This is a genomic window from Streptomyces zaehneri, assembly GCF_032248645.1.
In the GTDB taxonomy this organism is placed as follows: Bacteria; Actinomycetota; Actinomycetes; order Streptomycetales; family Streptomycetaceae; genus Streptomyces; species Streptomyces coriariae.
In genome coordinates this window covers 116,787-143,383 of the sequence record NZ_JASTTJ010000016.1, presented here as the reverse complement: position 1 = coordinate 143,383, position 26,597 = coordinate 116,787, and the positions used below count along the sequence as shown (strand labels likewise).

22 protein-coding genes are annotated in these 26,597 nt (G+C 71.4%); 11 read left to right on the top strand and 11 right to left on the bottom strand.

Going from position 1 to position 26,597, the window contains the following annotated elements; all coding sequences use genetic code 11:
• Window positions 1-98 precede the first annotated feature (98 nt).
• Complete coding sequence (locus tag QQM72_RS25305) at window positions 99-512, bottom strand: rodlin (protein ID WP_142264392.1); 414 nt, start codon at window positions 510-512, stop codon at window positions 99-101.
• Between the two features lie 230 nt (window positions 513-742).
• On the opposite strand from QQM72_RS25305, the gene QQM72_RS25300 reads away from it, so the two are divergent.
• The 3 genes from QQM72_RS25300 (at window position 743) to QQM72_RS25290 (ending at window position 2,844) form a co-directional block, all read left to right on the top strand.
• A complete protein-coding gene (locus tag QQM72_RS25300; protein ID WP_314223147.1) occupies window positions 743-1,153 on the top strand; it encodes a rodlin in 411 nt (136 codons plus the stop codon).
• Window positions 1,154-1,264: 111 nt separating this feature from the next.
• Window positions 1,265-2,308: an LCP family protein gene (locus tag QQM72_RS25295; RefSeq protein ID WP_314223203.1), complete on the top strand. Its 1,044-nt coding sequence runs from the start codon at window positions 1,265-1,267 to the stop codon at window positions 2,306-2,308.
• Between the two features lie 128 nt (window positions 2,309-2,436).
• The gene (locus QQM72_RS25290) at window positions 2,437-2,844 is read left to right on the top strand and encodes a rodlin (protein ID WP_314223146.1); all 408 of its coding nucleotides are present in this window, start codon (window positions 2,437-2,439) and stop codon (window positions 2,842-2,844) included.
• Between the two features lie 298 nt (window positions 2,845-3,142).
• On the opposite strand, the gene QQM72_RS25285 is transcribed toward QQM72_RS25290, so the two are convergent.
• The 3 genes from QQM72_RS25285 to QQM72_RS25275 form a co-directional block, all read right to left on the bottom strand.
• Window positions 3,143-3,997, bottom strand: a complete 855-nt coding sequence (locus QQM72_RS25285; protein WP_057600232.1) for an ABC transporter permease — start codon at window positions 3,995-3,997, stop codon at window positions 3,143-3,145.
• Window positions 3,994-6,639, bottom strand: coding sequence for a CocE/NonD family hydrolase (locus QQM72_RS25280; protein ID WP_314223145.1), 2,646 nt, complete (start codon window positions 6,637-6,639; stop codon window positions 3,994-3,996). The genes QQM72_RS25285 and QQM72_RS25280 overlap by 4 nt, the downstream gene beginning before the upstream one ends.
• Window positions 6,640-6,747: 108 nt before the next feature.
• Entirely contained in the window at window positions 6,748-8,154 is a 1,407-nt protein-coding gene (locus tag QQM72_RS25275) for an APC family permease (protein WP_314223144.1), read from the bottom strand.
• A 332-nt stretch (window positions 8,155-8,486) separates the two neighbouring features.
• Between QQM72_RS25275 and QQM72_RS25270 the strand changes: the two genes are divergently transcribed.
• A complete protein-coding gene (locus QQM72_RS25270) occupies window positions 8,487-9,320 on the top strand; it encodes a hypothetical protein (protein WP_314223143.1) in 834 nt (277 codons plus the stop codon).
• An 84-nt stretch (window positions 9,321-9,404) separates the two neighbouring features.
• Here the strand turns inward: QQM72_RS25270 and mmsA are convergent, their stop codons facing one another.
• From mmsA to iolC, 5 genes are read right to left on the bottom strand one after another with little or no spacing between them, the layout of a single operon-like run.
• Window positions 9,405-10,907 carry a CoA-acylating methylmalonate-semialdehyde dehydrogenase gene (mmsA, locus tag QQM72_RS25265; RefSeq protein WP_057600240.1) on the bottom strand — a complete coding sequence of 501 codons (1,503 nt, stop codon included), beginning with the start codon at window positions 10,905-10,907 and terminating at the stop codon, window positions 9,405-9,407.
• Between the two features lie 14 nt (window positions 10,908-10,921).
• Window positions 10,922-12,814 carry a 3D-(3,5/4)-trihydroxycyclohexane-1,2-dione acylhydrolase (decyclizing) gene (gene iolD, locus QQM72_RS25260; RefSeq protein ID WP_314223142.1) on the bottom strand — a complete coding sequence of 631 codons (1,893 nt, stop codon included), beginning with the start codon at window positions 12,812-12,814 and terminating at the stop codon, window positions 10,922-10,924.
• Window positions 12,811-13,647, bottom strand: a complete 837-nt coding sequence (gene iolB / locus QQM72_RS25255) for a 5-deoxy-glucuronate isomerase (protein WP_314223141.1) — start codon at window positions 13,645-13,647, stop codon at window positions 12,811-12,813. Before iolB ends, iolD begins: the two co-directional genes overlap by 4 nt.
• A 7-nt stretch (window positions 13,648-13,654) precedes the next feature.
• A complete protein-coding gene (locus QQM72_RS25250; protein WP_314223202.1) occupies window positions 13,655-14,530 on the bottom strand; it encodes a Cgl0159 family (beta/alpha)8-fold protein in 876 nt (291 codons plus the stop codon).
• Between the two features lie 5 nt (window positions 14,531-14,535).
• Entirely contained in the window at window positions 14,536-15,486 is a 951-nt protein-coding gene (gene iolC / locus QQM72_RS25245) for a 5-dehydro-2-deoxygluconokinase (RefSeq protein WP_314223140.1), read from the bottom strand.
• A 176-nt stretch (window positions 15,487-15,662) separates the two neighbouring features.
• Here iolC and QQM72_RS25240 point away from each other — a divergent pair, with 176 nt between their 5' ends.
• From QQM72_RS25240 to QQM72_RS25225, 4 genes are all read left to right on the top strand, one after another.
• Complete coding sequence (locus tag QQM72_RS25240; RefSeq protein ID WP_314223139.1) at window positions 15,663-16,589, top strand: sugar phosphate isomerase/epimerase family protein; 927 nt, start codon at window positions 15,663-15,665, stop codon at window positions 16,587-16,589.
• A 271-nt stretch (window positions 16,590-16,860) separates the two neighbouring features.
• The gene (locus QQM72_RS25235; protein WP_314223201.1) at window positions 16,861-17,694 is read left to right on the top strand and encodes a helix-turn-helix domain-containing protein; all 834 of its coding nucleotides are present in this window, start codon (window positions 16,861-16,863) and stop codon (window positions 17,692-17,694) included.
• A 433-nt stretch (window positions 17,695-18,127) separates the two neighbouring features.
• The gene (locus QQM72_RS25230) at window positions 18,128-18,328 is read left to right on the top strand and encodes a helix-turn-helix transcriptional regulator (protein ID WP_314223138.1); all 201 of its coding nucleotides are present in this window, start codon (window positions 18,128-18,130) and stop codon (window positions 18,326-18,328) included.
• Window positions 18,329-18,413: 85 nt separating this feature from the next.
• On the top strand, window positions 18,414-18,977 hold the full coding sequence (locus tag QQM72_RS25225; RefSeq protein ID WP_314223137.1) for a GNAT family N-acetyltransferase: 564 nt from the start codon (window positions 18,414-18,416) through the stop codon (window positions 18,975-18,977).
• Here QQM72_RS25225 and QQM72_RS25220 read toward each other — a convergent pair.
• Window positions 18,958-20,001 (bottom strand): zinc-dependent alcohol dehydrogenase family protein, encoded by a 1,044-nt coding sequence (locus tag QQM72_RS25220; RefSeq protein WP_314223136.1) that lies wholly within the window; start codon window positions 19,999-20,001, stop codon window positions 18,958-18,960. The two genes, QQM72_RS25225 and QQM72_RS25220, sit on opposite strands and share 20 nt — an antisense overlap.
• A gap of 78 nt (window positions 20,002-20,079) precedes the next feature.
• Window positions 20,080-22,338, bottom strand: coding sequence for an MMPL family transporter (locus QQM72_RS25215; protein ID WP_314223135.1), 2,259 nt, complete (start codon window positions 22,336-22,338; stop codon window positions 20,080-20,082).
• A gap of 142 nt (window positions 22,339-22,480) precedes the next feature.
• Here QQM72_RS25215 and QQM72_RS25210 point away from each other — a divergent pair, with 142 nt between their 5' ends.
• From QQM72_RS25210 to QQM72_RS25200, 3 genes are all read left to right on the top strand, one after another.
• Window positions 22,481-23,152 (top strand): TetR family transcriptional regulator, encoded by a 672-nt coding sequence (locus QQM72_RS25210; RefSeq protein ID WP_314223134.1) that lies wholly within the window; start codon window positions 22,481-22,483, stop codon window positions 23,150-23,152.
• Between the two features lie 154 nt (window positions 23,153-23,306).
• A complete protein-coding gene (locus QQM72_RS25205; RefSeq protein WP_314223133.1) occupies window positions 23,307-23,546 on the top strand; it encodes a heavy-metal-associated domain-containing protein in 240 nt (79 codons plus the stop codon).
• 110 nt (window positions 23,547-23,656) lie between these two features.
• Window positions 23,657-25,906 (top strand): heavy metal translocating P-type ATPase, encoded by a 2,250-nt coding sequence (locus tag QQM72_RS25200; RefSeq protein ID WP_314223132.1) that lies wholly within the window; start codon window positions 23,657-23,659, stop codon window positions 25,904-25,906.
• Window positions 25,907-26,597 lie beyond the last annotated feature (691 nt).

The following is a 26,597-nucleotide window of genomic DNA, read 5'->3' as shown; positions in this document are numbered from 1 at the left end:
CAACCGAGAGAAAAATGACAGGAAGTCAGCGGAGACCGCGATGGCCGGACGGCCCGCCGGAAACAGAACGGGCCGCCCGGCGGGCAGTGCCGGGGACGTCAGTGGTTGGCCACGCCGTTGCCCGAGAGCGCGGAGATGTCGTCCAGGATGTGCGACAGCGGCTCGTCGCCCTTGGCCTGGGTGCTGTTCTCGGCGCACTGCTGGTTCTGCGGGGCGGACAGGACGGGGATGTCCTGGACGCCGACGTTGGCGATGACGGCGAGCACGGACTGCACGTCGGCCTTGACCGGCAGGCCCACGCACAGCTTGTTGGCGGTGCCCTGCACCAGGGTGGCCTGGGGGCTCATGTCGCCCTTGGTCACCGAGTTCCCGAACGCCTCGTGCGCACCGTTGCCACTGGCGGAGGTGGTGCCGGCGTCGTCCCCGATGGCAAGCGCCTGAGGGGCGACCGCCGCGGACATACCGACGACGGAAGCGGCGACCGCCGCCGCGGCCATTGCCTTCTTGAGCATTTCGCTAATCCTTTCCCTGCCCTGACTCCCGGTCAGGACCATGTGCCTGCCACCGAACCAACCGGAAGCGCCCTATTTGGTTGCGGCCAGTCACCCGATCGGTTTTTCCGTCCCGGCAGCCGGAGTTCGCCGCAATAGGCCATCGGAGTGAACGGGAGCAACCAAACAGCTCAGGTGAAGTTAATCCGAACGCTCCGGTGGACGGGGCTTCTCACCGAAGGGACTCACAAGTGATCAAGAAGGTACTGGCCACCGCTGCGGTCGCCGCTTCCGTCGTCGGCGTCTCCGCCGCCGCGGCAGCCCCGGCCCTCGCCATCGGCAACGACAGCGGCACCACGTCCGCGAGCGGCAACGGTGCCAGCCAGTCGTTCGGCAACTCGGCCACCTTCGGCAACATGAGCCCCCAGATGGCGCTCATCCAGGGCTCCTTCAACAAGCCCTGTATCGGTCTGCCGGCGAAGCTCAACGCCCAGTCCATCCTCGCCCTGGCCAACATCGGCGTGCAGGACATCCCGATCCTGTCGGCCCCGCAGAACCAGCAGTGTGTCGAGAACAGCACCCAGGCCAAGGGCGACGAGCCGCTCTCGCACATCCTGGACGACATCTCGGTCCTGGCCGGCAACGGCGCGGCCAACCGCTGAGCCCACGCGCTGAACGGGTTCTTTTCTCGAGCCCTGCGGGTGGATTATCAGCCCGGACAGCGGGCCGCCGGATCATCGGCGGCCCGCTGTTCTAGCGTGCGGCGCGTGACGATGAAGAGAAACCTTTGGCCACGCCGCCTGGCGATTCCCGGAATCGTCCTGGCCGCCGCGGGCGCGCTGCTCGGCAGTTCCGCCCTTCCCTCACTGCCCGGACTCCCCGGCCGGGAACACGCCCCGCGCGGGTTCAACGTCCTGCTGATGGGCACCGACGAACGGGACACCCTCACCGCCACCCAGAAGCAGAAGTTCCATGCCGGTGGAAAGCCCTGCGGCTGCTCGGACGTCCTGATGCTGATCCACCTGTCGGCCCACCGGGACCGCGTCAGCGTGATCGGCATGCCCCGTGACTCCTACGCGGAGATCCCGCCGTACCGGGAGAAGCCCGGCGCCAGGGAACGCCCGCCGCATCCGGCGAAGCTCAACGCGGCCTACCAGGAGGGCGGTCCGGAGCTCATGATCCGGACCGTGGAGTCGATGGCCAAGCTGAACATCGACCGGTTCCTCCAGGTGGACTTCCGGCGCTTCGTGAACAGCGTGGACGAGGTCGGGGGCGTCGAGGTGTGCACACCGCGGCGGCTGAAGGACTCGGCGACCAGGCTCGACCTCAAACCCGGCAAGCACCGGCTCGGTGGCGGGCAGGCGTTGCAGTACGTCCGCTCACGGCATGTCGACGGCAGCGCCGACCTCGGCCGGATCCAGCGTCAGCAGCGCTTCCTCGTCCAGGCCTGGCGGGAGGTGAAGGAACGGAGACTGCTCACCCACCCGAGGCGTATGACGCACCTGGTGGAGATGTTGCTCGGGTCCGGCCGGCAGGGTTTCTCGGCCGGCGAGCTCGTCGAGCTGGCGGCCGCGCTGCACCGGCTGCCGGACTCGGCGACGGAGTTCACGACCGTGCCGATCGCCGGGTTCGCCCCGGCCCGCCTGGGCATCGGCGCGGCGCTGGCCTGGGACCGGAAGGAGGCGGACACACTCTTCACCAAGGTGCGCGACGACCGGCCGCTGGTCGAGCGGGGTGCGGAGGTGAAGCCGAAAGACCCACCGGACATCCTCGGCAAGCCGGTTCCGGTGCGGGGGAGCGCGTACGCGTGCCACTGAGGGGCGCACGGTTGTCGTGCGCGATGCGCTACGCCGATCGGGGCACAGCGCGCAACCCCGGGCGGGTTCGGGGCGTTGTTGATCACGCAGCTCCTCCCCCGGAGTCCGCGTTTTCGAAGGGAACGAACATGAAGAAGCTGTGGGCGACCGCGGCCCTCGCCGCCTCCGTCGCCGGTCTTGCGGCGATGAGCGCCCCGCAGGCCCTCGCCATCGGTGACGACAGCGGCACCACGTCCGCCAGCGGCAACGGCGCCTCGTCGGAGTTCGGCAACTCGGCCACCTTCGGTGACCAGAGCCCGCAGCTTTCGCTGGTCCAGGGTTCGCTGAACAAGCCGTGCATCGGCCTGCCGGCGAAGCTCAACGCCCAGTCGCTCATCGCGGCTCTGAACATCGGCGTGCAGGACATCCCGGTCCTGTCGGCCCCGCAGAACCAGCAGTGTGTCGAGAACAGCACCCAGGCCAAGGGCGACGAGCCGCTCTCGCACATCCTGGACGACATCTCGGTCCTGGCCGGCAACGGCGCGGGCAACGGCTGAGCAACAGCCTGACGTACCGCTGCGGCGGGTCACCGGTTCTCCGGTGACCCGCCGTTTCGTGTGCCACCCGCGGTACGGGTTCTCGGTCGCCTCGGCTCACCCGGCCGTCACCGCGTGGTGCTACCCGGTATCCGGTGTGCCGGGTGTGTCTTCATGTGCGCGCCCCCTGTGTCCGTCGACGTCGGTGACTGTGACTGTGCCGGGGCAGGGGGCCGGAACGTGCGACACGGGGTGTTGCGGACCCGTCTCGAACGGGCGAGGGCGGTCCTTCGAGACCGGTGGGTGACCCTCCGGTGGCCTAGGACACCACGTCCTTGCGGGCGAAACCCCGGAAGGCCAGGGCGAACAGGACCAGGGCGTAGGTCACGGAGACGGCGGTGCCCTGGATCATGCCGGACCACTCGGGGGTGGGCTGGACGGCGTCGGCCCAGGCGAACTGCCAGTGCGCGGGCAGGAAGTCGCGCCAGTCGCCGAGGGCGGTGACGGCGTCAAGGACGTTGCCGACGATGGTCAGGCCGACCGCGCCGCCGACCGCGCCGAGCGGGGCGTCGGTCTTCGTCGAGAGCCAGAACGCGAGCCCGGCGGTGACCAGTTGGGAGACGAAGACGTACCCGACCACGACCACCAGCCGCTGGGCCGCCGTGCCGGAGTCGAGCGCGCCGCCCGTGGGCAGCTCCAGAGGGCCCCAGCCGTAGGCCGCGGAGCCGACGGCGAGGGCCACGACGGGCAGCAGGACCATCGCGGCCAGGCTGAGGCCGAGGCCGACGACGAGCTTGGACCACAGCAGGCGGGCCCGGGGCACGGGGGCGGCGAGGAGGTAGCGCAGCGAGGACCAGCCGGCCTCCGAGGCGACCGTGTCCCCGCAGAACAGGGCGACCGGGATGACCAGGAGGAAGCCCGCGGACACGAACAGGTTGACGGCGGCGAAGTTGGCGCCGGACGCCGTCGCCGTGTCCATCAGGGTCACCTGGTTGTTGCGGCCGCCGGGCTCGCCGCCGATCGCGAAGGCGATGAGCAGGACGAACGGCAGGGCGGCGAGGATGCCGCCCATGACCAGCGTGCGGCGGCGCTTGAGCTGGCGGACCAGCTCGACGCGCAGCGGCAGCGTGCGGCCCGCCTGGTAGCCGGAGGCGACCTCGGTGAGCGTGCTCATGCGGAACCTCCGATCAGGGTGAGGAAGGCGTCCTCCAGGCGGCGGTGCGGGCCGACGGCCTGGACGGGCACGTCGAGCCGGACGAGGTCGGCGACCAGGCGCCGGGCGCTGCCGTCGGCGTCCAGCCGGACCAGCAGGCCCTCGGCGGTGGGGGCCGCGGAGGCCACCCCCGGCAGCGCGGCGATCTTCTCGACGACCGGCTCCTCGACGGGAGTGGCGGTGCCCACGAGGAGGGTGTCGCCGGAGCCGACGATCTCGGCGACCGGTCCCGCCTGGACCAGCCGGCCCCGGTCCATGACCACGAGGTGCGTGCAGGACTGCTCGACCTCGGACAGGAGGTGGCTGGAGACGATGACCGTGCGGCCGGCCGCCGCGTACCGGATCATCACCTCGCGCATCTCGCGGATCTGCGGCGGGTCGAGACCGTTGGTCGGCTCGTCGAGGATGAGCAGGTCCGGGAGGCCGAGCATGGCCTGGGCGATGGCGAGGCGCTGGCGCATGCCCTGCGAGTAGGTGCGTACGGCGCGGGCGAGGGCGTCGCCGAGGTCCGCGATCTCCAGGGCCTCCTCGAGGTGCGCGTCGCCTGCGGGGCGGCCGGTGGCCTGCCAGTACAGCTCCAGGTTCTCCCGGCCGGACAGGTGCGGGAGGAAGCCGGCGCCCTCGACGAAGGAGCCGACGCGGGAGAGGACCGGCGCGCCGGGGCGGATGGCGTGGCCGAAGACCCGGATCTCGCCGCCGTCGGGGCTGATCAGGCCCATCAGCATGCGCAGGGTCGTCGTCTTGCCCGCGCCGTTCGGGCCGAGGAGACCGAGGACCTGGCCCTTCTCGACGCGGAAGGACAGGTCGCGGACGCTGTAGCGGTCGCCGTTCGCGTACTTCTTGCTCAGGTCGGTGATCTGGAGCGGGACCTCGGCGAGCGCCGCGTCGGGGGCGGGGCCCGCGGTGCGGCGGCGGGCCGTCAGCAGCAGGGCGAGCGCGATCGCCGCGCCCGCGAGGGGCAGCCACCAGACCCAGGACGGGAGCGGGGCGGCCGCGGTCGCCACGGCGGGGGCGGTCGGGACCTTCAGGTCACCCTTCATGGAGACGGTGTACGTCGCCGGGGTCATCGGGGAGGCGTAGCCGAGATCGGTGGAGGCGAGGACCAGGCGCAGCCGGTGGCCCTCCTCGACCTTGTGGTCGATCGCCGGGAGCGTGATCGTGACGTCCTTGCCGTCCTTGGCGCCCTCGACGCGGACCGGGGTGACGAGCTGGGAGGGCAGCACCTGGCTGCCGCTGCCGCTGACGTCGTAGACCTTGGCGAAGAGGACGGCGGTGTCGGACGTCGACTTCACGTGGACGGTGACCGTCGGGGAACCGGTGACGCGCAGGTCGCCGGTGACCGGGGCGGAGTCGAAGGCGGCGTACTGGCCGGGGAAGTCGAGGGAGACGCCGACGCCGAGGGAGGAGAGCTGGGAGAGGCCTGCGCCGCCGAGTCCCGGCAGGGCCGAGACGGCGGGCGGGCTGGCGCCCGGCGGGTTGGCGAAGGACTGCTCCTCGCGGCGGCCGGTCAGGGGGAACGAGCGCTCGCCGTTCTCCAGGCCGGGGTAGCTGTCCGCGCTCGCGCCCCTGAGCTGGGCGGCGCCGTCGGTGGAGTCGACGCCTCCGGTGCGGGTGACGCGGAACGCGGGGCCGGTGTCGGCGGCCTTGTCGTCCTTGAGGTAGCGGTCGAACCAGGCACGCACGCGTGTCTGGACGCGATCGCCCTCCATGTCGCCGCCGTCGTGGCCGCCCGCGATCCAGTCGACGTCGACGGGGGCGCCGTTGGCGCGGATCGCCTTCTCGGCCGCGTCGGACTGGGCGAGGGTGAAGAGGGAGTCGGTCTGGCCCTGGAGGAGGAGTGTGGGGACCTTGATGCGGTCGGCGACGGCGGACGGCGAGCGCTGCTCGAGGAGCTCGCGGGCGGCGGTGTCGGGGGTGCCGGACTCGGCGACGCGGTCGTACATCGCGGCCAGCGCGGGTTCGAAGCGGGCGGCGCCGCCGCCGGTGTTGAAGAAGATGCCGGCCCACAGCTTCTTGAACACGCCGTCGGGGAACAGGGCGTCCGCGAGGTTCCAGTAGGTGATCGCGGGGGCGATGGCGTCGACGCGGTCGTCGTGGCCCGCGGCGAGCAGGGAGATCGCGCCGCCGTAGGAGGCGCCGGCCACGCCCACCCGGGGGTCGCCGCTCTTGTCGAGCTGCACCTGGGGCTGTTTCGCGAGCCAGTCGATCAGCCGGGAGACGTCGGCGACCTCGCCCTTCGGGTCGTTCAGCCCGATCTTGCCGGTGGACTTGCCGAAGCCGCGCGCCGACCACGTGAGCACCGCGTATCCGTCGCGGGCCAGCTTCTCGGCCTGCTGACGCACGTCGTCCTTGCTTCCGCCGAAGCCGTGCCCGAGGAGGACCGCGGGGCGGCGGCCGGCGGCGCCGGAGGTGAAGTAGGAGGTGTCCAGGCGTACGCCGTCCACCGCCATGACCCGGTCGGTGTGGTGCACCGCGGGCGTGTCGTCGTCGGCGGCGACGGCCGTCCAGGTACCGGCACCGGCGAGTACGACCACGGCGGCCACGGCGGAGACGATCCGTCGTGGCCGCCGCGGTCCTCGCAGACCGGGCAGTCGAAGATCCATGCTTCAACCGTACGGGGTCAACCTGTCGTGGAGTTGTCGACCGCAGACCGAACTCGTCGCCATCCCCGCGGCGTACGCGGCCGTCGCGCCGTACACCGGACGCGGTACTCAGACCGGCGTGTCCTGGGCGTCCTCCGGGATCGACACCAGCCAGCGGGTGTCGCGGTGGGGGCGGAGGTAGCAGGCCCAGTAGAGGGTGGCGGCGGCGGTGATGCCGCCGGTCCACACGAGGTAGGCCGTCTCCTGCTGGGTGAGGATGTAGCCGAGGACGACGATCAGCAGGACCGGCAGCACCGGCCACAGGGGCATGCGCCAGGCGTGGGTGTGCCGGTGCCGGCCGCGGCGGGAGAGCAGGGCGGCGATCGCGACGAGCAGGTACATGCCGGTCACGGAGACGCCGGTGACGCCGTAGAGGGTGTCCAGGTTCACGAAGCAGAGCAGCGCGCCGGGGATGCCGACGGCGAGGGTGGCGACCCAGGGGGAGCCGAACCGGCCGAGCTTGGCGAAGAGGTCGTTGACCGGCCGGGGCCAGGCCTTGTCGCGGGCGGAGGCGAACAGGACGCGGGAGTTCTGGATGACCATCACGATGCCGGCGTTGATGATCGCGAGCGCCACGCAGAGGCTGACGAAGGTGCCGACGGCCGAGTTGGACCAGGCGGTGACCATGGCGCCGATGTCGCCGCCGGTGAGCTCGGTGAGGTCGGAGGCGCCGAAGGTGATGGCGACGACCGGGACCAGGATGATCACCGAGGAGATGGCGAGGGTGGCGAGGACCGTGCGGGCGACGTTGCGGCGCGGGTGTTCCAGCTCCTCGGAGAGGTAGACGGCGGTCGAGAAGCCCTGGGTGACGAAGAGGGCGATGGCGAGTCCGGAGACGACCAGCATGGCGGTGACGGTGTCGGTGTGGCCGTCGGCGCCGGCTGCCTGCATCGAGACGAGGCTGCCCGCGCCGCGGTGGCCGTGGGCGAAGCCCAGCACCGCGACGACGGCCGCCGCGATGACCTCCAGGACCAGGAAGACGCCGGTGATCCAGGCGTTGGCGCGCAGGTCGAGCAGGCCGGCGAGGGTGGCGAGCAGCATGACGGCGGCGCCCGCGAGCGAGGGGTCGAGGTGGACGACCGGGGCCAGGTAGTCGGCCGTGCCCATCGCGATGACCGGCGGGACGATCATGACGACGAGCAGGGAGAGGACGAAGACCAGCCAGCCGGCGAGCCGCCCGGCCAGGGTCGACACCATGGCGTACTCGCCGCCCGCGCTGGGGATGAGGGTGCCCAGCTCCGAGTAGCAGAACGCCACGGCGATACAGAGCAGCGAGCCGATCGCGATCGTGAGGGCGGTCGCGGTGCCGAGCGAGCCGAAGAGGTCCGGGACGACGACGAAGAGGGTGGAGGCGGGGGTGACGCAGGAGAGGGTGAGGAGGGTGCCGCCGACGACTCCGATGGAGCGCTTGAGCTTCTGGGGACCGTCGGGCGCCTGGGGGAGGGCGGCCTCGACAGGGGGGAGCGTGTCGGTCATGCGGCGATTCCGATCGACTCGTGCGGCGGGGGTGAGGCGGGAGCGCTATCGCCTCCGGCGGCTTTGGTCGTGCGTCTTTCGTCCGCTCCCGGCGGCTGCATGGAATCCCGACGGAAACCGATGCGTCAATAGGTGTTCACCTACGGAATCCGTCGCCGAAGGCACCTCGGAGTCGCGGATATGGCAGTTTCGCGCGGACTGTTCCGGCCCCTGGGGACATGCGGGAACCGCAGGGCGGGCGGCAAAAAAACGTGCGGACGTTCGGCATGCGGACGTGTCAGTGTGTCTCGTCAGGGTTCGGGGATCACAGACGAAGCACAGGGTGGGGACTCATGAGGCTGAAGTACGCGGCTGCCTGGACGGCGGTCACGGCGGCGGCGCTGATCGCGACGGCCGGGTGCGGCACCCAGGCCGCCGAGGGCACGGCCAGGGCCGTGGACGGCACCGACGCGATCATGGCGGCGCTCGGCAGGGCGACCGACCGGACCGAACAGGTGGGCTCGGCGGAGGTGAGGATGACCACCTCCATGGGCGCCGGCACCCCGGTCACCATGGACGGCACCTACTCCTGGGGCGACGGATTCGCGTTCGACGTCCTGATGGACACCGCGGCCGCGCAGATGCAGCAGATGCAGGACGATCCGAAGATGCGCATGCTCCTCGTGGACGGCGCGTACTACTACGACGTCGATCCGCAGGCCTCGGGCCCGCTCGAGGGCAAGGAGTGGATGAAGATCGACGGCTCGGCCGTCTTCGGCCGGCAGGGCGCGCAGGCGCTCAGCGGGAGCGGCGGGGGCAGCCCGTCGGCGTCCATGAAGGGCCTGAAGTACGCCGACAACGTCGAGGACCTGGGCTCGGAGACGGTGAACGGCAAGACCGCGACCCACTACCGGGCCGTCGTCGACCAGAAGGGCATGGGCAAGTACAAGGAGGCCTACGGCAACGAGGACAACCTCTTCGGCTCGCTCACCGGCGGCGCGACCTCGATCACCATGGATGTCTGGGTCGGAGCCCGGGACCTGCCGGTCCGCATGATCCAGGAGATCGGCACCATGAAGGTCACCATGGACTTCGAGAAGTTCGGCGCCACGGCCGAGGTCAAGGCCCCGCCGGCCGCGCAGACCGGCGACCTCACCGAAGCGATCAAGGAAGCCGGCGGTCGGTAGGCCTCACCGACGAGCAGGCCGCGCGCACGACGGCGCCCCGTCCTCCCCTCACCGGGGACGACGGGGCGCCGTGCGGGCGCCGGCTCAGTGGTTGCGCGGGAAGCCCAGGTCCACGCCGCCCGGGCCGTCGGCCGGGTCCGGCCAGCGGGTCGTGACGACCTTGCCGCGGGTGTAGAAGTGGGTGCCGTCGTTGCCGTAGATGTGGTGGTCGCCGAAGAGCGAGTCCTTCCAGCCGCCGAAGCTGTGGTAGCCCACCGGGACCGGGATCGGGACGTTCACGCCGACCATGCCCGCCTCGATCTCCAGCTGGAAGCGACGGGCCGCGCCGCCGTCCCGGGTGAAGATCGCCGTGCCGTTGCCGAACGGCGAGCTGTTGATGAGGGCCACGCCCTCGTCGTAGGTGTCCACGCGGAGCACGCACAGCACCGGGCCGAAGATCTCGTCCTGGTAGGCCTTCGCGGTCGTCGGGACCTTGTCGAGCAGCGAGATGCCGATCCAGTGACCGTCCTCGAAGCCCTCGACCGTGTAGCCGGAGCCGTCCAGGACGACCTCCGCGCCCTCGGCCGCCGCGCCCGTGACGTAGGACGCCACCTTGTCGCGGTGCACCTTCGTGATGAGCGGGCCCATCTCGGAGGTCGGGTCGTTGCCGGGACCGATCTTGATCTTCTCGGCGCGCTCGCGGATCTTCTGCACCAGCTCGTCGCCGATCGCGCCGACCGCCACGACCGCGGAGATCGCCATGCAGCGCTCGCCCGCCGAGCCGTAGGCCGCCGAGACGGCCGCGTCCGCCGCCGCGTCGAGGTCCGCGTCCGGCAGGACCAGCATGTGGTTCTTCGCGCCGCCCAGCGCCTGGACCCGCTTGTGGTTCGCGGCGGCGGTGGTGTGGATGTACCGGGCGATCGGCGTCGAGCCGACGAACGACACGGCCTTCACGTCCGGGTGCTCCAGGAGACGGTCGACCGCGACCTTGTCACCGTTGACGACGTTGAAGACGCCGTCCGGAAGCCCGGCCTCGGCCAGCAGCTCGGCGAGCTTCAGGGACGCCGACGGGTCCTTCTCCGACGGCTTCAGCACGAAGGTGTTGCCCGTCGCGATGGCGATCGGGAACATCCACATCGGGACCATCGCCGGGAAGTTGAACGGCGTGATGCCCGCGACGACACCCAGCGGCTGCCGGATCGACGACACGTCCACCCGGGAGGCCACCTCCGTCGACAGCTCACCCTTCAGCTGCACCGTGATCCCGCACGCCAGGTCCACGATCTCCAGACCGCGCGCGACCTCGCCCAGCGCGTCGCTGTGCACCTTGCCGTGCTCGGCGGTGATCAGCTCCGCGATCTCGTCCCGGTGCGCGTCCAGCAGCGCCCGGAACTTGAACAGGATCGTGGTCCGCTTGGCCAGCGAGGAGGTGCCCCAGGTGGCGTAGGCGTCCTTGGCGGCGGCCACCGCGGCGTCGACCTCGTCGACGGTCGCGAACGCGACCTTGGTGGTGACGGCGCCGGTCGCCGGGTCGGTGACCGGCCCGTACGTGCCCGACGCGCCCTCGACGGTCTTGCCGCCGATCCAGTGGTTGACGATCTTCGTCATGACCGAGTACTCCTTCACAGATGGCGGCGACGGGTGGAGACGTGCCGTTCGTACAGCTCACGTGCCTTCACCGCGGACGCTCGGGTCGCGGTCTCGGCCACAGGTACATCCCACCAGGCCTGCGCGGGCGGCGGGCCCGACACAGTGTCGGCCGTTTCCGTCTCGACGTAGACACATGTGGGAGTGTCGGCGCGGCGCGCCTCGGCGAGGGCCTCGCGCAGTTCGCGGACGGTCTTCGCGCGCAGCACGCGCATGCCGAGGCTGGCCACGTTGGCGGCCAGGTCGACGGGCAGCGGGGCCCCGGTGAAGGTGCCGTCGTCCGAGGTGTAGCGGTACGCGGTGCCGAACCGCTCGCCGCCCACCGACTCCGACAGACCGCCGATCGAGGCGTAGCCGTGGTTCTGCACGAGCAGGATCTTGATCGCGATCCCCTCCTGCACGGCCGTCACGATCTCCGTCGGCATCATCAGGTACGTGCCGTCGCCGACCAGTGCCCAGACGTTGCGCTCGGGGGCGGCCAGCTTCACGCCGATCGCGGCCGGGATCTCGTACCCCATGCAGGAGTAGCCGTACTCCAGGTGGTACTGGTCCCGGGAGCGTGACCGCCACAGTTTGTGCAGGTCACCGGGGAGTGAACCGGCCGCGTTGATGATCACGTCCGACTCGTCGGCGAGGGCGTCCAGGGCGCCGAGCACCTGCGGCTGGGTCGGCCGTACGTCCGGCTCCTCGGCCTCGTAGCAGGCGTCGACGCGCTGCTCCCAGCGCTCCTTGTCCTCCGAGTACTCGGTGACATAGGCGTCCGTGACCCGGTGGCCGTGCGTCTGGAGGGCCGCGGTCAGCTCGCCGAGGCCGCTGCGGGCGTCGGCGACGAGCGGCAGACCGGCGAGCTTGTGGCCGTCGTACGGCGCGATGTTGAGGTTGAGGAAGCGGACGCCGTCGGCGGCGAACAGGGTGTTGGAGGCGGTGGTGAAGTCCGTGTACCGGGTGCCCACCCCGATCACCAGGTCGGCGGTGCGGGCGAGTTCGTCCGCCGTCGCCGTGCCGGTGTGGCCCACGCCGCCCACGTCCTGGGGGTGGTCGTAGCGCAGCGAGCCCTTGCCGGCCTGGGTGGAGGCGACCGGGATGCCGGTGGTCTCGGCGAACTCGGCGAGCGCCTCCTCGGCGCGGCTGTGGTGGACCCCGCCGCCGGCGACGACCAGCGGGCGGCGGGCGGCCCGGATCGTGCGGACCGCCTCCGCCAGTTCGGTCGGGTCGGCGCCCGGACGGCGTACGACCCAGGTGCGGTCGGCGAAGAACTCGTCGGGCCAGTCGTAGGCCTCGGCCTGGACGTCCTGGGGCAGCGCGAGGGTGACCGCGCCCGTCTCCACCGGGTCGGTGAGGACACGCATCGCCTGGAGGGCCGCCGGGATCAGGGCCTCGGGGCGGGTGACGCGGTCGAAGTACCTCGACACCGGGCGCAGCGTGTCGTTGACCGACACGTCGCCCGCGTAGGGGACCTCGAGCTGCTGGAGCACCGGGTCGGCGACGCGGGTCGCGAAGATGTCGCCGGGCAGCAGCAGGACCGGAAGGTGGTTGACGGTCGCCAGGGCGGCGCCGGTGACCAGGTTGGTCGCGCCGGGGCCGATCGACGTCGTCACCGCGTGGGTGGACAGCCGGTTCGACTGGCGGGCGTAGCCGACGGCCGCGTGGACCATCGACTGCTCGTTGCGGCCCTGGTGGAACGGCATGTCGTCGCCGTACTCGACCAGCGCCTGGCCGAGGCCGGCGACGTTGCCGTGGCCGAAGATGCCCCAGGTCGCGCTGATCAGCCGCTGCCGTACGCCGTCGCGCTCCGTGTACTGGGCGGCGAGGAAGCGGACGAGTGCCTGGGCGACCGTCAGCCTCGTCGTCGAGGTCTGCGCCGTCATCGGTAACCCCCTGTGCTCTCTACGTGGTCCGGGTGGAAGCAGATCCGCCACTCCCGTGTCTCGCCCGGTCCCGCCATCACGTTCAGGTAGTACATGGCGTGGCCGGGCTGGGCGATGGCCGGGCCGTGCCAGCCGTCGGGGACGAGCACGGCGTCGCCGGAGCGGACCTCCGCGAGGACGTCGGATCCGCCTTCGCGTGAAGGGGATACGCGCTGATAGCCGAATCCGTTCGGGCCGTCGATCTCGAAGTAGTAGATCTCCTCGAGTTCGGCCTCCTCGCCCGGCCGGTGCTCGTCGTGCTTGTGCGGCGGGTACGAGGACCAGTTGCCGCCCGGGGTGATCACCTCGACGGCGATCAGCTTGTCGCAGTCGAAGGCGTCGGCGGAGGCGAAGTTGCGCACCAGACGGGCGCAGTTGCCGCTGCCGCGCTCTTCGACGGGGACCTCCGGCGCGGGGCCGTAGCGGGCGGGGAGTTGTCGCTCGCACTTCGCTCCTGCCAGGGCGAAGCGGCCTCCCGCGCCGGAGGCGATCTGGACCCGGGCGCCACGGGGAACGTACGCGAAGTCGGTTACCGACGCGAAAACGCTCTCCCTGCCCAGGAGTTGGAACTCTTCACCGGCTGTTCGGACGGTACATCCGCCTTGCAGCGGAAGCACGATCCACTCACTGTCACCCGTGGTGAACAGGTGTGTGCCACCCGGCTCCAGCTCGACGACCCGCAGACTGCAGTAACCCCAGCCGGCTCGTTTCGGATCGATGTCGAGCGTGTAGTCGGCGCCGGCCGTGGTGCCGTGCGGGAGGTACAGGTCGTGGTGCGGCTCTGTGTGTGTCATGCGGCCCTCACAGCAGTCCTACGGCGGTGTCCACGGCGGCGGCGACATCCCCGTCCGCCGGGTAGAGCAGCGAACGGCCGACCACCAGGCCCCGGACGGTGGGGAGCTGGAGCGCCCCGCGCCACTTCTCGTAGGCGCCGTCCTGGTCCTCGCCGACCTCGCCGCCCAGCAGGACGGCGGGCAGCGTGGACGTCTGCATGACCTCGGCCATGTCGTCGGGGTTGTCGGTGACCGGGAGCTTCAGCCAGGTGTAGGCCGAGGTGCCGCCCAGGCCCGAGGCGATGGCGATCGACTTGGTGACGGCCTCGGCGGAGAGGTCGTTGCCCACCTTGCCGTCGGGGGTACGGCGGCTGATGAACGGCTCGACGAAGAGGGGGAGCCTACGGGCGGCCATGTCGTCGATGGCGCGGGCCGTGGACTCCAGGGTGGTGAGCGAGCCCGGGTCGTCGTAGTCGATGCGCACGAGCAGCTTGCCCGCGTCGAAGTTCAGCCGCTCGATGTCCTCGGGGCGGTGACCGGTGAAGCGGTCGTCCAGCTCGAAGACCGATCCCTGGAGGCCGCCGCGGTTCAGCGAGCCCATGACGACCTTGCCGTCGAGGGCGCCGAGGAGGAGCAGGTCGTCCAGGATGTCGGCGGTGGCGAGGACGCCGTCGACGCCGGGCCGGGAGAGTGCCAGGCACAGGCGCTCGAGCAGCCCGGCCCGGTTGGCCATGGCCAGCCGGTCGCCGCCGACGCCGAGCGCGCCACGGGCCGGGTGGTCGGCGGCCACGATCATCAGGCGGCCGGAGTCGCCCAGCAGCGGTCTGCGCGGGCGGCGGGCGGCCGCCTCGGCGATCGCCTCGGGGCGCTGCGTGCGCAGGCGGACGAGTTCGGAGATGTCCACGGTCGTCACAGGACGGCCCCCGCCTTGAGCGCGGCTTCCACTTCGTCCGGTGTCGGCATCGCGGAGGAGCACTCCAGCCGGGAGGCGACGATGGCGCCCGCGGCGTTGGCGTGACGCATGATCTTCTCCAGGTCCCAGCCCGCGAGCAGACCGTGGCAGAGGGATCCGCCGAAGGCGTCACCGGCCCCGAGGCCGTTCAGGACGCTCACCGGGAGCGGCGGGACCTCGACGGACTCGCCCTCGCTGTTGACGGCGAGGACACCCTTGGGGCCCTGCTTGACCACCGCGAGTTCGACACCGGCGTCCAGCAGCGCCTGGGCCGCGGCCCGGGGCTCGCGCACTCCGGTGGCGACCTCCACCTCGTCGAGGTTGCCCACGGCGACGGTGGTGTGCTTGAGGGCCTCGACGTAGAACGGGCGGGCGGTGTCGGGGTGGCTCCAGAACATCGGGCGCCAGTCGAGGTCGAAGACCGTGGTGCCGGCCTTGGCCCGGTGGGCCAGGGCGGCGAGGGTCGCCGTCCGGCTGGGTTCCTCGCTCAGGCCGGTGCCGGTGACCCAGAAGACGCGGGTCTCGCGGACGGCGTCGAGGTCGAGTTCGTGGGCGTCGATCTCCAGGTCCGGCGCCTTGGGCTGCCGGTAGAAGTACAGCGGGAAGTCGTCCGGCGGGAAGACCTCGCAGAAGGTGACGGGCGTCGGCAGTCCGGGCACGGCGGTGACCCAGCGGTCGTCGACGCCGAAGCCGCGCAGGGCCTCGTGCAGATAGGTGCCGAAGGGGTCGTCACCGGTGCGGGAGATCACCGCCGTCTCGCGGCCGAGGCGGGCGGCGGCGACCGCGACGTTGGTCGCCGATCCCCCCAGGAACTTCCCGAAGGACGTGACCTGCGGGAGTGGGACGCCCGTCTGTAGCGGATAGAGGTCCACCCCTATCCGCCCCATGGTGATCAGGTCGTACGCCATCGAGTTCCCTTCGTATCGGCTCGTCCCCGTGAGACCGCTCGTGGCACGTCCCCGGCACGTCCCCGTATCGGCTCTCACGGCTTTGTAGCCCCGCGCGGCGGGCCCTGTCAATGTTTTGTCCAGACATTCGGACCAGCCCTTGACACCCCCTTCGGTGAGACAGCACGCTGACGCCCATGACGTCGTTGTCACCTCAGTCACCAGTTTCCGGTGTTTCCCGCATCCGTGTCGGATCCGCCCCCGACAGCTGGGGCGTCTGGTTCCCGGACGATCCCGCCCAGGTCCCCTGGCAGCGCTTCCTCGACGAGGTCGCGCAGTCCGGCTACGAATGGATCGAGCTCGGCCCCTACGGGTACCTGCCGACCGATCCCGTACTCCTCACCGAGGAGACGGCGAAACGTGGCCTGAAGGTGTCGGCGGGCACGGTCTTCACCGGCCTGCACCACGGCGAGGCCGTCTGGGAGAAGACCTGGGCGCACGTCGCGGACAACGCGGTGCTCGCCCAGGCGATGGGCGCGAAGCACCTGGTCGTGATCCCGTCCTTCTGGCGGGACGACAAGAGCGGCGAGGTACTGGAGCCGGACACCCTCACGCCCGAGCAGTGGCGCAACCTCACCTCGCTGACCGAGCGGCTCGGCAGGGAGGTGCGGGAGCGGTACGGCCTGCAGATCGTCGTCCACCCGCACGCCGACACGCACATCGACAGCGAGGAGAACGTGGTCCGCTTCCTGGACGGCACCGACTCCGACCTGGTGTCGCTGTGCCTGGACACCGGGCACTACGCGTACTGCGGCGGCGACAGCGTCAAGCTGATCGAGACCTACGGCGAGCGGATCGGGTACCTGCACCTCAAGCAGGTCGACCCGGAGATCCTCGCGGACGTGCGGGCCGACCAGGTGCCGTTCGGGCCGGCCGTCGCGCGCGGCGTGATGTGCGAGCCGCCCGCCGGTGTGCCCGCGCTGGGGCCGGTGCTGGAGGCCGCGCGGAAGCTGGATGTCGATCTGTTCGCGATCGTCGAGCAGGACATGTATCCGTGCGAGCCGGACGCTCCGCTGCCGATCGCGCAACGTACGCGGGCGTTTTTGAGGTCGTGCGGGGCGTAGACGCGCCGCCCGCCGGGGTGCCGGGTTCCGTGTCCGCGCGAGTGCAGGTTGGGTGCGGCTTGTCGCGCCCACGCGGCGGAGCCGCACATCAATACAGCCCGCGCCCCTTAACGGCGTCGCCCCTGCCGTAGCACCATGAGTGCCCATGGCTGGAAGTGCCGTACGCACCCGATCCGGTGAAGGACCCGATGGGTCCTGGGAGTTCGCCGCGGCTCGGCCCCATCCGCGGCTGCGGCCCGCGGTGATGAGCTACCGCGGGATCCGGCTCGCCATGAACCGGCCGCGGCGGCGGCTCGAGACGCCCATCGGGGCCTCGACCCTGCTGCTGGGGTTCGAGCAGCCCGTGCGGATCTCGCGGGCGGGGCGGACGCCGGACACGCTCGTCTCCGTGTACTGCGGGCCCACGACCACCCCCGCCGTCGGGGAGCACGGCGGGCGGTTCTCGGGCATCGAGGTGCTCATGACCCCCTGGGCCGCGTTCTCTCTCTTCGGCACGCCCCAGCACGAACTCGTCAACCGCCCCGTCGACCCCGACGAACTGCCGCACTCCCTGGGATCGCCCCTCGGTGAACTCGCCGCCGCGCTGGCCGCGTTACCCGGCTGGGCGGACCGGTTCGGGCTGCTGGACGAGGTTCTCACCCGGTGGCGGGAGGCCGGTACGCCGAGTGCGGAGCGGGTGGCGCGGGCCTGGTCGCTGCTGGTGCGGACGGGCGGCGCGATACCCGTGCCCCGGCTGGCCGAGGAGGTCGGCTGGAGCGTGCGGCACCTGGAGAACCGTTTCCGTGAGCAGATCGGGCTCGGCCCCAAGGCGGCGGCCCGCGTGCTGCGGCTGCAACGGGCCCGTCGGCTGCTGGCGCAGGGCCGGAGCGCGGCAGAGACCGCCGCCCTCTGCGGCTTCTACGACCAGGCCCATCTCAGCGGTGAGTTCAAGGCGATGACAGGGTGCACGCCGAGGGAGTTCACGCAGGCCAGGCGGCTTTTGGCGCAGTTGTCGCCGGCGGCGGACCGGCTGAGCGGCGAGGCGACGAGCCTGGTCCTGCCGGCCCGCCCGGACGATTGGTCCGGACCGGGTGCGCATTTTTCCAAGACCCGCCGCATTGGCTGAATACAGGCTGGGGGTCTGCCAGTTGATCCGGCGATTTCCGGCCGTTCCGGGTGCTTCGAGCCTTCCGGTGCTTCGAGTGCTCCGGGCGCTTCGGCCGTTCTGGTCGTTCCGGGGGGATGGCGGGGAGCGGGAACGGGTCGGGCCTGTCGCAGCGGGCCCGGCCCGCCTCCTGTCGGCGACTCGGGGCGGTTGTCAACACGCCCCTCCCATGAGCCCGCACACTTCTGTGCTGCATCTGTGTCACAAAGTCCCCTTTTCCGTCACGTATGTCGCGCGTACGCGGCTCTTGTGTCACACAAGGCCGACAGCCGCTTCCTCACCGTCACCGAGCGTCGTTCACCGGGCACAGGCTTGGTGATCGCCAGCGCAGTGCCGGGCTCCCCCGGGCGGCCTCCCGGCCGCCGACCCCCGCGCGCGCAGGGAGGTGCAGCTCATGACCGACCGAAGGCTCTGGTCCTACAAGGAGATCGCGGCGCACATCAAGGTGCAGCCGGACACCGTACGGTCCTACCGCAAGCACGGACTGCTGCCCCCGCCCGACCATGTCGAGGGCGGCAAGCCCTTCTGGTACGCCGACACCGTGCGTGCCTGGGTCGCCTCCCGGCCGGGCAACCGGGGACGCGCTCTGGACTGACCGTCGCCGGAAGAAGACCGCCGGAAGAAGACCGTCGGAAGAAAACCAGCTGTGCCTCACGGACGCGTGGGGCACAGTGCTGCGGGTGAACTTCTCCGTCAAGCCCCTGCTCTGCGGCCCGAAGACCGTGCTGCGGCCCTTCACCGAGGCCGACGCCGACAGCATGTGGGAGATCATCGGCGACCCCGAGGTCGTCCGCTTCACCTTCCCGCCGAACAGCGACCTCACCCGGGAGCGGGTGAGGTCCTGGTACGGCTCCCGCGCCGAGCAGCCCGACCGGCTGGACCTCGCCGTCACCGTCCGCGACACGGGCGAACTGGTCGGGGAGGTCGTGCTGCACGAGTGGGATCCGGACGCCCGCAGCTGCACCTTCCGCACGCTGATCGGAGCCCGGGGCCGCGACCGCGGGCTCGGTACCGAGGCGACCCGGCTCATCGTCGGCCACGGCTTCGAGCAACTGGGCCTGCACCGCGTCCAGCTGGAGCTGTACGGCGACAACGAACGGGCCCGGCGCGTCTACGAGAAGGTCGGGTTCGTGGTCGAGGGCGTGCGGCGGGAGGCCGCGCTGCGCAACGGGGTGTGGGTCGACGAGGTGCTCATGGCGATCCTGGACCGGGAGTGGGCCGCGCTCAGGCCCACGGATCGATGACCGTCACCCCGGCGCCCGGGGCGCTGCCCAGCGCGGCCAGGGCGGCCGGGGTCTCGTCCAGTGCGATCGTCGACGTCACCAGCAGACCGGGGCGCAACACCCCCGCACGGACCAGCTCCAGCATCTCCGGGTAGGTGTGCGCGGCCATGCCGTGACTGCCCAGGATCTCCAGTTCCAGGGCGATGGCGCGGGCGAGCGGGACGGGGGTCGCGCCGTCCGCCGAGGGGAGCAGGCCGACCTGGATGTGACGGCCACGGCGGCGCAGCCCGTTCACCGAGGCCGCGCAGGTGGCGGGGGAACCGAGCGCGTCGAGGGAGAGGTGGGCGCCGCCCCCGGTCAGCTCACGGACCGCGGACGCCGTGTCCGGCACACCCCGCGCGTCCACGCACTCCGCCGCGCCGAACTTCCGCGCCAGGTCCAGGGCCTTCGGGGAGACGTCCACCGCCACCACCCGTGCCCCGCTCGCCGCCGCGATCATCACCGCCGAAAGGCCCACGCCTCCGCAGCCGTGCACCGCCACCCACTCCCCCGCCGCGACCCGGCCCTGCTGCACCACGGCCCGGAACGCCGTGGCGAACCGGCAGCCGAGGGAGGCGGCGGTGGCGTAGGACAGGCCGTCGGGGATCGCGACCAGGTTCACGTCGGCGTGGTCCAGGGCCACGTACTGGGCGAAGGAGCCCCAGTGCGTGAAGCCGGGCTGGGTCTGCCGCTCGCAGACCTGGTGATCGCCGGCCGCGCAGGACGGGCAGCTGCCGCAGCCGCACACGAAGGGCACGGTGACCCGGTCGCCCGGCCGCCACCTGGTGACCCGGCCACCGACCTCCTGTACGACACCGGCGAGTTCATGCCCGGGCACGTGCGGCAGGGTGATGTCCGGGTCGTGGCCCATCCAGCCGTGCCAGTCGCTGCGGCACAGGCCGGTGGCCTCGACGCGCACGGTGACTCCGTGGGGGGCCGGTCGGGGGTCGGCCAGTTCACGTACCTCGGCCGGCTCCCCGTACCGCTCGAACACCACAGCCCGCATGTGCACTCACCCTCGCCTTCGCCTGCGGAGACCCGCGGTGACCCGCGGACCTCTGTCCACCATGGATCTCCGCGAACGCTAACCGCGCGCGTCGACTTTGTCCCGCCCGGGTCCGCCGGGCGCGGGTTCGTCCGGCGGACGTTCCGATGCGGCGGCCGGCGCCTGCCGCGCCGGCTCCCCCTCGCTCAGTCCGAACCGCTGGTGGAACCTGCGCAGCGGCGCCGGCGCCCACCAGGTGGCCCTGCCGGTGAGGCGCATGATGGCCGGGACCAGGAGGCTGCGCACCACCATCGCGTCCATCAGGACCGCCAGGGCGATGCCCAGGCCGAGCATCTTGGTGTTGGTGACGCGCGAGGTGCCGATCGCGACCATCACCACCGCCAGGATGACCGCCGCCGCCGTGATCAGGCCGCCGGTGCGCCGCAGGCCCAGGGCGACGGCAGCCTCGTGGTCGCCGGTGCGGTCGTACTCCTCCTTGATGCGGGAGAGCAGGAACACGCCGTAGTCCATCGACAGGCCGAAGGCCACGCAGAACATCAGGACCGGGAGGGTGGTCTCGATGGATCCGGGGCTGGTGAAGCCGAGCAGGCCGGAGAGGTGGCCGTCCTGGAAGACCCAGACCACGGCGCCGAACATCGCCGTCAGGCTGAGCGCGTTGAGCAGCACCGCCTGGAGCGGGATCAGCACGCTGCCGGTCAGCAGGAAGACCAGGAGCAGGGTGACTATGGCGATGAAGGCGACCGCCCAGGGCAGCTGGGCGCCGATCGCGTGCTTGGAGTCGACCAGGACGGCCGCCGTGCCGGTCACGGCGGTCCCGAAGGGAGCGGATGTGGCGCGCAGCTCCCCCACCAGGTTCTGGGCCGCGTCGTCGACGGCCTCGCCCTTGGGCAGCACCGTGAAGTACGCCGAGTCGCCGTTCACCAACGGGCCGTCCACCCGGGCCACTTCCGGCAGTGCGGCGACGCGCTCCTTGTAGGCCGCGTACTGGGCCTGGGTCGCCCTGCCCTCGGCGAGCACCTCGAGGCCACCGCCGGGACTGCCCGGGAAGCCGTCCCTGATGTGCTGCTGCACGACGTGGGACTCGGCCGAGGAGGGCAGCTGGCGGTCGTCGGCCGTGCCGAACTTCACGCCGAGGAAGGGCAGTCCGAGAAGGACGAGGGCGGCCGTGGTGGCCAGGGCGAGGAAGGGGGCGCGGCGCATGACCAGGCTCGCCGTGCGGCCCCAGGCCCTGCCGCCCTCGTCGCCGGACACGGGCGCGGGCCGGCCCCGGCGGAACAGACGGCGCAGATCGAGGGAGTTGACCCGGTCGCCCAGCAGGATCAGCGCAGCCGGAAGCAGGATCAGGGCGGCCGCGGCGGCCAGCAGGACCACGGCCATGCCGGCGTAGGCGAAGGAGCGCAGGAAGTACTGGGGGAAGAGGAGCATCGCCGCCAGGGACACCGCGACCGTGAGCGCGGAGAACAGGACCGTGCGGCCGGCCGTGCGCAGGGTGGTGCCGATGGCCGTCGTCGGGTCGGCGCCGGCGGCGAGTTCCTCGCGGAAGCGGCGCACGATGAACAGGGCGTAGTCGATGGCGAGGCCGAGGCCCAGGGCCGTGGTGAGGTTCATCGCGAAGATGGAGACGTCGGTGAACCGCGTGAGGCCGCTGAGGACGGCGTTGGTGCCGAGGATCGCGACGATGCCGACGCCGAGCGGCAGCAGGGCGGCGATCGCGCTGCCGAAGACCATCACCAGCAGCACGAGTGTGATCGGCAGGGCGATCATCTCGGCGCGGGTCAGGTCCTCCTGGATGATGGTCTGCATCTCGTGCCGCACGGCGACGCCGCCGCCGATCTTCACCTCCACCGGCCCGTGCGTGCCGCGCAGGGCGGGTGCGATGCGGTCGAGGGTCTCCCCCATCGTCTTCTCGGCGCCCGTGACGCGGGCGGCTATCAGCGCTTCGTGGCCGTCCTGCGCGCGCAGGGCGGGGGCCGCCCCCGCGTCGGCCCGCCAGTAGGAGCCGACGCCGACGACGCCCTTCTCGGCGGCCAGGCTCGCGGTGAGGCGGTTCGCCTCGGCGACGACCGCCGGGTCGTCCACAGAGGCGTCGCCCGCGTCGACCAGCAGCAGGAGGTTGGGCTGGGAGCCGGGGAACTCACGCTCCAGGGCCTTGGTCGCGTACGTGGACTGCGCGCCCGGATCCTCCCAGCCGCCGCTGCCCAGCCGCTCGGCGACCCCGCCGCCGGCCAGCACCGCGAGCACGGTGAGCACCAGGGCCGCGAGCAGCGACAGCCCGGGCCGGGCGGTCACGAAGCGGGTCCAGCCTCCGGGACGGGGTGGGCTGTTGACTTCGGTCATCGTGCGGTGTCCCCTTCACCCTGCAAGCAGTCGTGCAAGCCGTAAAATGGCAAACACGAGAGAGCGCTCGCGTTTCTGGCTCCCAGAATGCGAGCGACCACTCGCGTTTGTCAATCGGGTCCGGGAAAGCTGGGGAAAACGCGTGGCCGAGAGCCAGGAGAAGGAACAGCCGCGCCGGCGCCAGGCGCGCGGCGAGCGGCGTATCGCGCAGCTGCTCGAGGCCGCGGCCAGCGTCTTCTGCACGACCGGCTACACCGCCGCCAGCACCAACGCCATCGCCCGCGAGGCCGGCGTCTCACCGGGCACGCTCTACCAGTTCTTCCCGAACAAGGAAGCGATCGCGATCGAGCTGGGCGACCGCCTCATGCACGAGATGCGCGACACCTTCGGCGAGGCGCTCGCCCCGGTCGACCCCGCGACCCCGCTGGAGGAGGCCGTCGGGACGGCCGTGGACCGGTTCATCGCCTTCAACTGCGACCATCCGGTGTTCTTCGCCCTGATGCACGGGCCCGACATCCCCGGCCACATGGCCGAGGAGCACGACGCGCTGCACGCCACCCTGCTCACCCGCGTCGAGGGCCTGCTCTCCTCCCTGCTGCCGGACTCGCCGCCCGCCGACCTCACCCGCACCGCGCACATGTGCCTGGGTCTGTACAAGGCGGGCCTGGAGCTGGTCCTGGGCCACGAGGGCGCCGAGCGCGACGCGTATGTACAGGAGCTCAAGCACGTACTGATCCGCTACCTGGAGCCGCTGGTGGGCGACCGGCCGGGCCGCGCCGAGGACAGCGGCGCCGAGGTCGCCACGGCCCGGTAGTCCGGGTACCCGCCTCCTGCGCCGGAAGCATCCGCACACCCTCCGCGCGGCGGGTCCCGTTTCTTTGATTGATACCCCCTAGGGGTATAGTCTCGATGGACGGGAGACCTCTCGCGGCCCCGCCCGCCCCACCTGCCTCCACGAGGAGAACGACATGACCGCTCAAACCGACACCACGGGCTCCGTCACCACCGTCTACAAGGTGAGCGGCATGAGCTGCGGCCACTGCGAGGGCGCCGTCTCCGGCGAGCTCTCCGAGCTCACCGGTGTCACCTCGGTGAAGGCCGTCGCCTCGACCGGCGAGGTCACGGTCGTCTCCGCCGCCGCACTCGACGAGGAGGCCGTACGCGCCGCCGTCGACGAGGCGGGCTTCGAGCTGGTCGGCCAGGCCTGAGGCACCCGCACCTCGATCACCTCTCCTCGACACCCCTCCTCCACCACCGGGCCGTGCCGACCAGCTGATACTGGTTCCGTACGGCCCGGTCAGCTTCCTGGAGCACGGACATGACCAGCACCAGCACCAGCACGGAAACCCCGATAGCCGAACCGCCCGCGCCGACCGCCGAGGTCGAACTGCTCATCGGCGGGATGACCTGCGCCTCCTGCGCGGCCCGCGTCGAGAAGAAACTCAACCGCATGGACGGTGTCGTCGCGACGGTCAACTACGCGACTCAGAAGGCCAAGGTCAGCTATCCGGCCGGCACCGAGGTCGCCGACCTGATCGCGACCGTGGTGAAGACCGGGTACACGGCCGAGGAACCCGTGCCCGCCCCGGAGCCGGTCCGGGAGGACACGCCCCAGGACCCCGAGCTCGCGGACCTGCGGCACCGGCTCCTCGTCTCCGCGCTGCTCGCCGCGCCCGTCGTCCTGCTCGCGATGGTCCCGTCGCTCCAGTTCGACAACTGGCAGTGGCTCTCGCTGACGCTCGCCGCGCCCGTGGTCGTCTGGGGCGGCGGGCCGCTGCACCGGGCCGCCTGGACGAACCTGCGGCACGGCGCGGCCACCATGGACACGCTGGTCTCGGTCGGCACGCTGGCCGCGCTCGGCTGGTCGCTGTGGGCACTGTTCTTCGGCGACGCGGGCATGCCCGGCATGCGGCACCCCTTCGAACTCACCGTCTCCCGTACGGACGGCGCCTCCACCATCTATCTGGAGGTCGCCGCCGGCGTCACCGCGTTCATCCTGCTCGGCCGCTACCTGGAGGCCCTCTCCAAGCGGCGCGCGGGGGCGGCGCTGCGGGCGCTCATGGAGCTGGGCGCGAAGGACGTGGCCGTGCTGCGCGACGGGAGGGAAGTGCGGATCGCGGTCGACCTGCTGGCCGTCGGGGACCGGTTCGTCGTACGGCCCGGGGAGAAGATCGCCACCGACGGGACGGTCGTGGAGGGCACGTCCGCCGTGGACGCCTCGATGCTGACCGGCGAGTCGGTCCCGGTGGACGTCGGGCCCGGCGACGCCGTCACCGGCGCGACCGTGAACGCCGGCGGCCGGCTGGTCGTCGAGGCCGGCCGGATCGGCGCGGACACCCGGCTCGCGCGCATGGCGCAGCTGGTCGAGGCCGCGCAGACCGGCAAGGCCGAGGTGCAGCGGCTGGCCGACCGGATCTCGGGGGTCTTCGTACCGGTGGTGCTGCTGATCGCGCTCGCCACCTTCGGCGGCTGGCTCGGCGCGACGGGTGACACGGTAGCCGCGTTCACGGCGGCCGTCGCGGTCCTGATCATCGCCTGCCCGTGCGCGCTCGGGCTCGCCACGCCGACCGCGCTCATGGTCGGCACCGGGCGCGGCGCCCAGCTCGGCATCCTCATCAAGGGCCCGGAGGTCCTGGAGTCCACGCGCCGCGTCGACACCGTCGTCCTCGACAAGACCGGGACCGTCACCACCGGCCGGATGACCCTTCAGGACGTGTACGTCGTCGACGGCACCGACGAGCGTCGGCTGCTGCGGCTCGCGGGCGCCCTGGAGCACGCCTCCGAGCACCCGGTCGCCCGGGCGGTGGCGGCGGGCGCCGAGGAGAGGGCCGGCGAACTGCCGGCGGCCGAGCGGTTCGAGAACGTGCCCGGGCGCGGGGTGCGCGGACGGGTGGAGGGCCACGAGGTGGCCGTGGGGCGCCTCTTCGAGACGGTCCCGGACGAGGTGGCCCGGGCGAAGGAGGAGGCCGAGCGAGGCGGCCGCACGGCCGTCGTCGTGGGGTGGGACGGCGTGGCGCGCGGGGTCCTCGCGGTCGCGGACGCGGTCAAGGAGACCAGCGCCGAGGCGGTACGGCAGCTGCGGGCTCTGGGGCTCACCCCGGTGCTGCTGACCGGGGACAACCGGGCGGTCGCGGAGTCGGTCGCCGAAGCGGTCGGAATCGACCGGGTGATCGCCGAGGTGCTGCCCGAGGACAAGGTCGACGTCGTACGGCGGCTGCAGGACGAGGGGCGGGTCGTCGCCATGGTCGGGGACGGCGTCAACGACGCGGCCGCGCTCGCCACCGCCGATCTGGGGCTGGCCATGGGGACGGGCACGGACGCGGCCATCGAGGCGAGCGACCTGACGCTGGTGCGGGGCGATCTGCGGGTGGCCGCGGACGCCATCCGGCTGTCCCGGCGGACCCTGGCGACGATCAAGGGCAACCTGGTGTGGGCCTTCGGCTACAACGTGGCCGCGCTGCCGCTGGCCGCCGCCGGGCTGCTGAATCCGATGATCGCGGGGGCGGCGATGGCGTTCTCGTCGGTGTTCGTCGTGACGAACAGCCTGCGGCTGCGTGCCTTCAAGTAATACCGCCGAGTAGGACGTCGCCGATCAGGGAGACCCCTGGAGTCCTGCGCGAGCCTCACATAAGCTCTTCACAAGGCTCGCGCATCATTCTTACGCTTGGGCCTCGATCGCTGTATCCGGTCTCTTGCGCATCTAACGGACATATGCAAGAGACACAGATCACAGTGATGTGAACGTAACCATCGAAGGGGTTCGAAGGTCTAAGTTGACGATGTCAGGAAGCGTCTTGGGGGGCGTGACCTGACGTCTGAGGGTGTCTTGGGGGACTTCCTCAGAGATGCGTTGCCGGGGCACGTACACCGGGAAGCTTTGAGCGGCCCTCCCAGCGTGCGCTGTCCCGGCAGATCGCACACGGCGGCGGGACGAGTTCTGCTCGTTCTGCCCAACCGCAGGCACGACAACCGAAGATGGTTACAAACAGCGAATTCAGGCGCTGTTCTCACAACGCCCGGCCGGATCCCGTGGGGGGAATCCGCACCGGGACATGGGAAGGCGCCCTGGTCGTCGGCCCGTGGGGGGACTGGCGCCGGGGCGCCTTCCGTATGCCCCGCGCACCTGACCGCCGGACACCCGTGCAGCAGGCCGCCACACCGCCGCGCACGAGCCCGTCGACGACCACTGCCGCCAGGCAGGACCACGGGTGACGCACACACCACTGCCCGGACACACCACTGCCCGGGACATCGGTCCC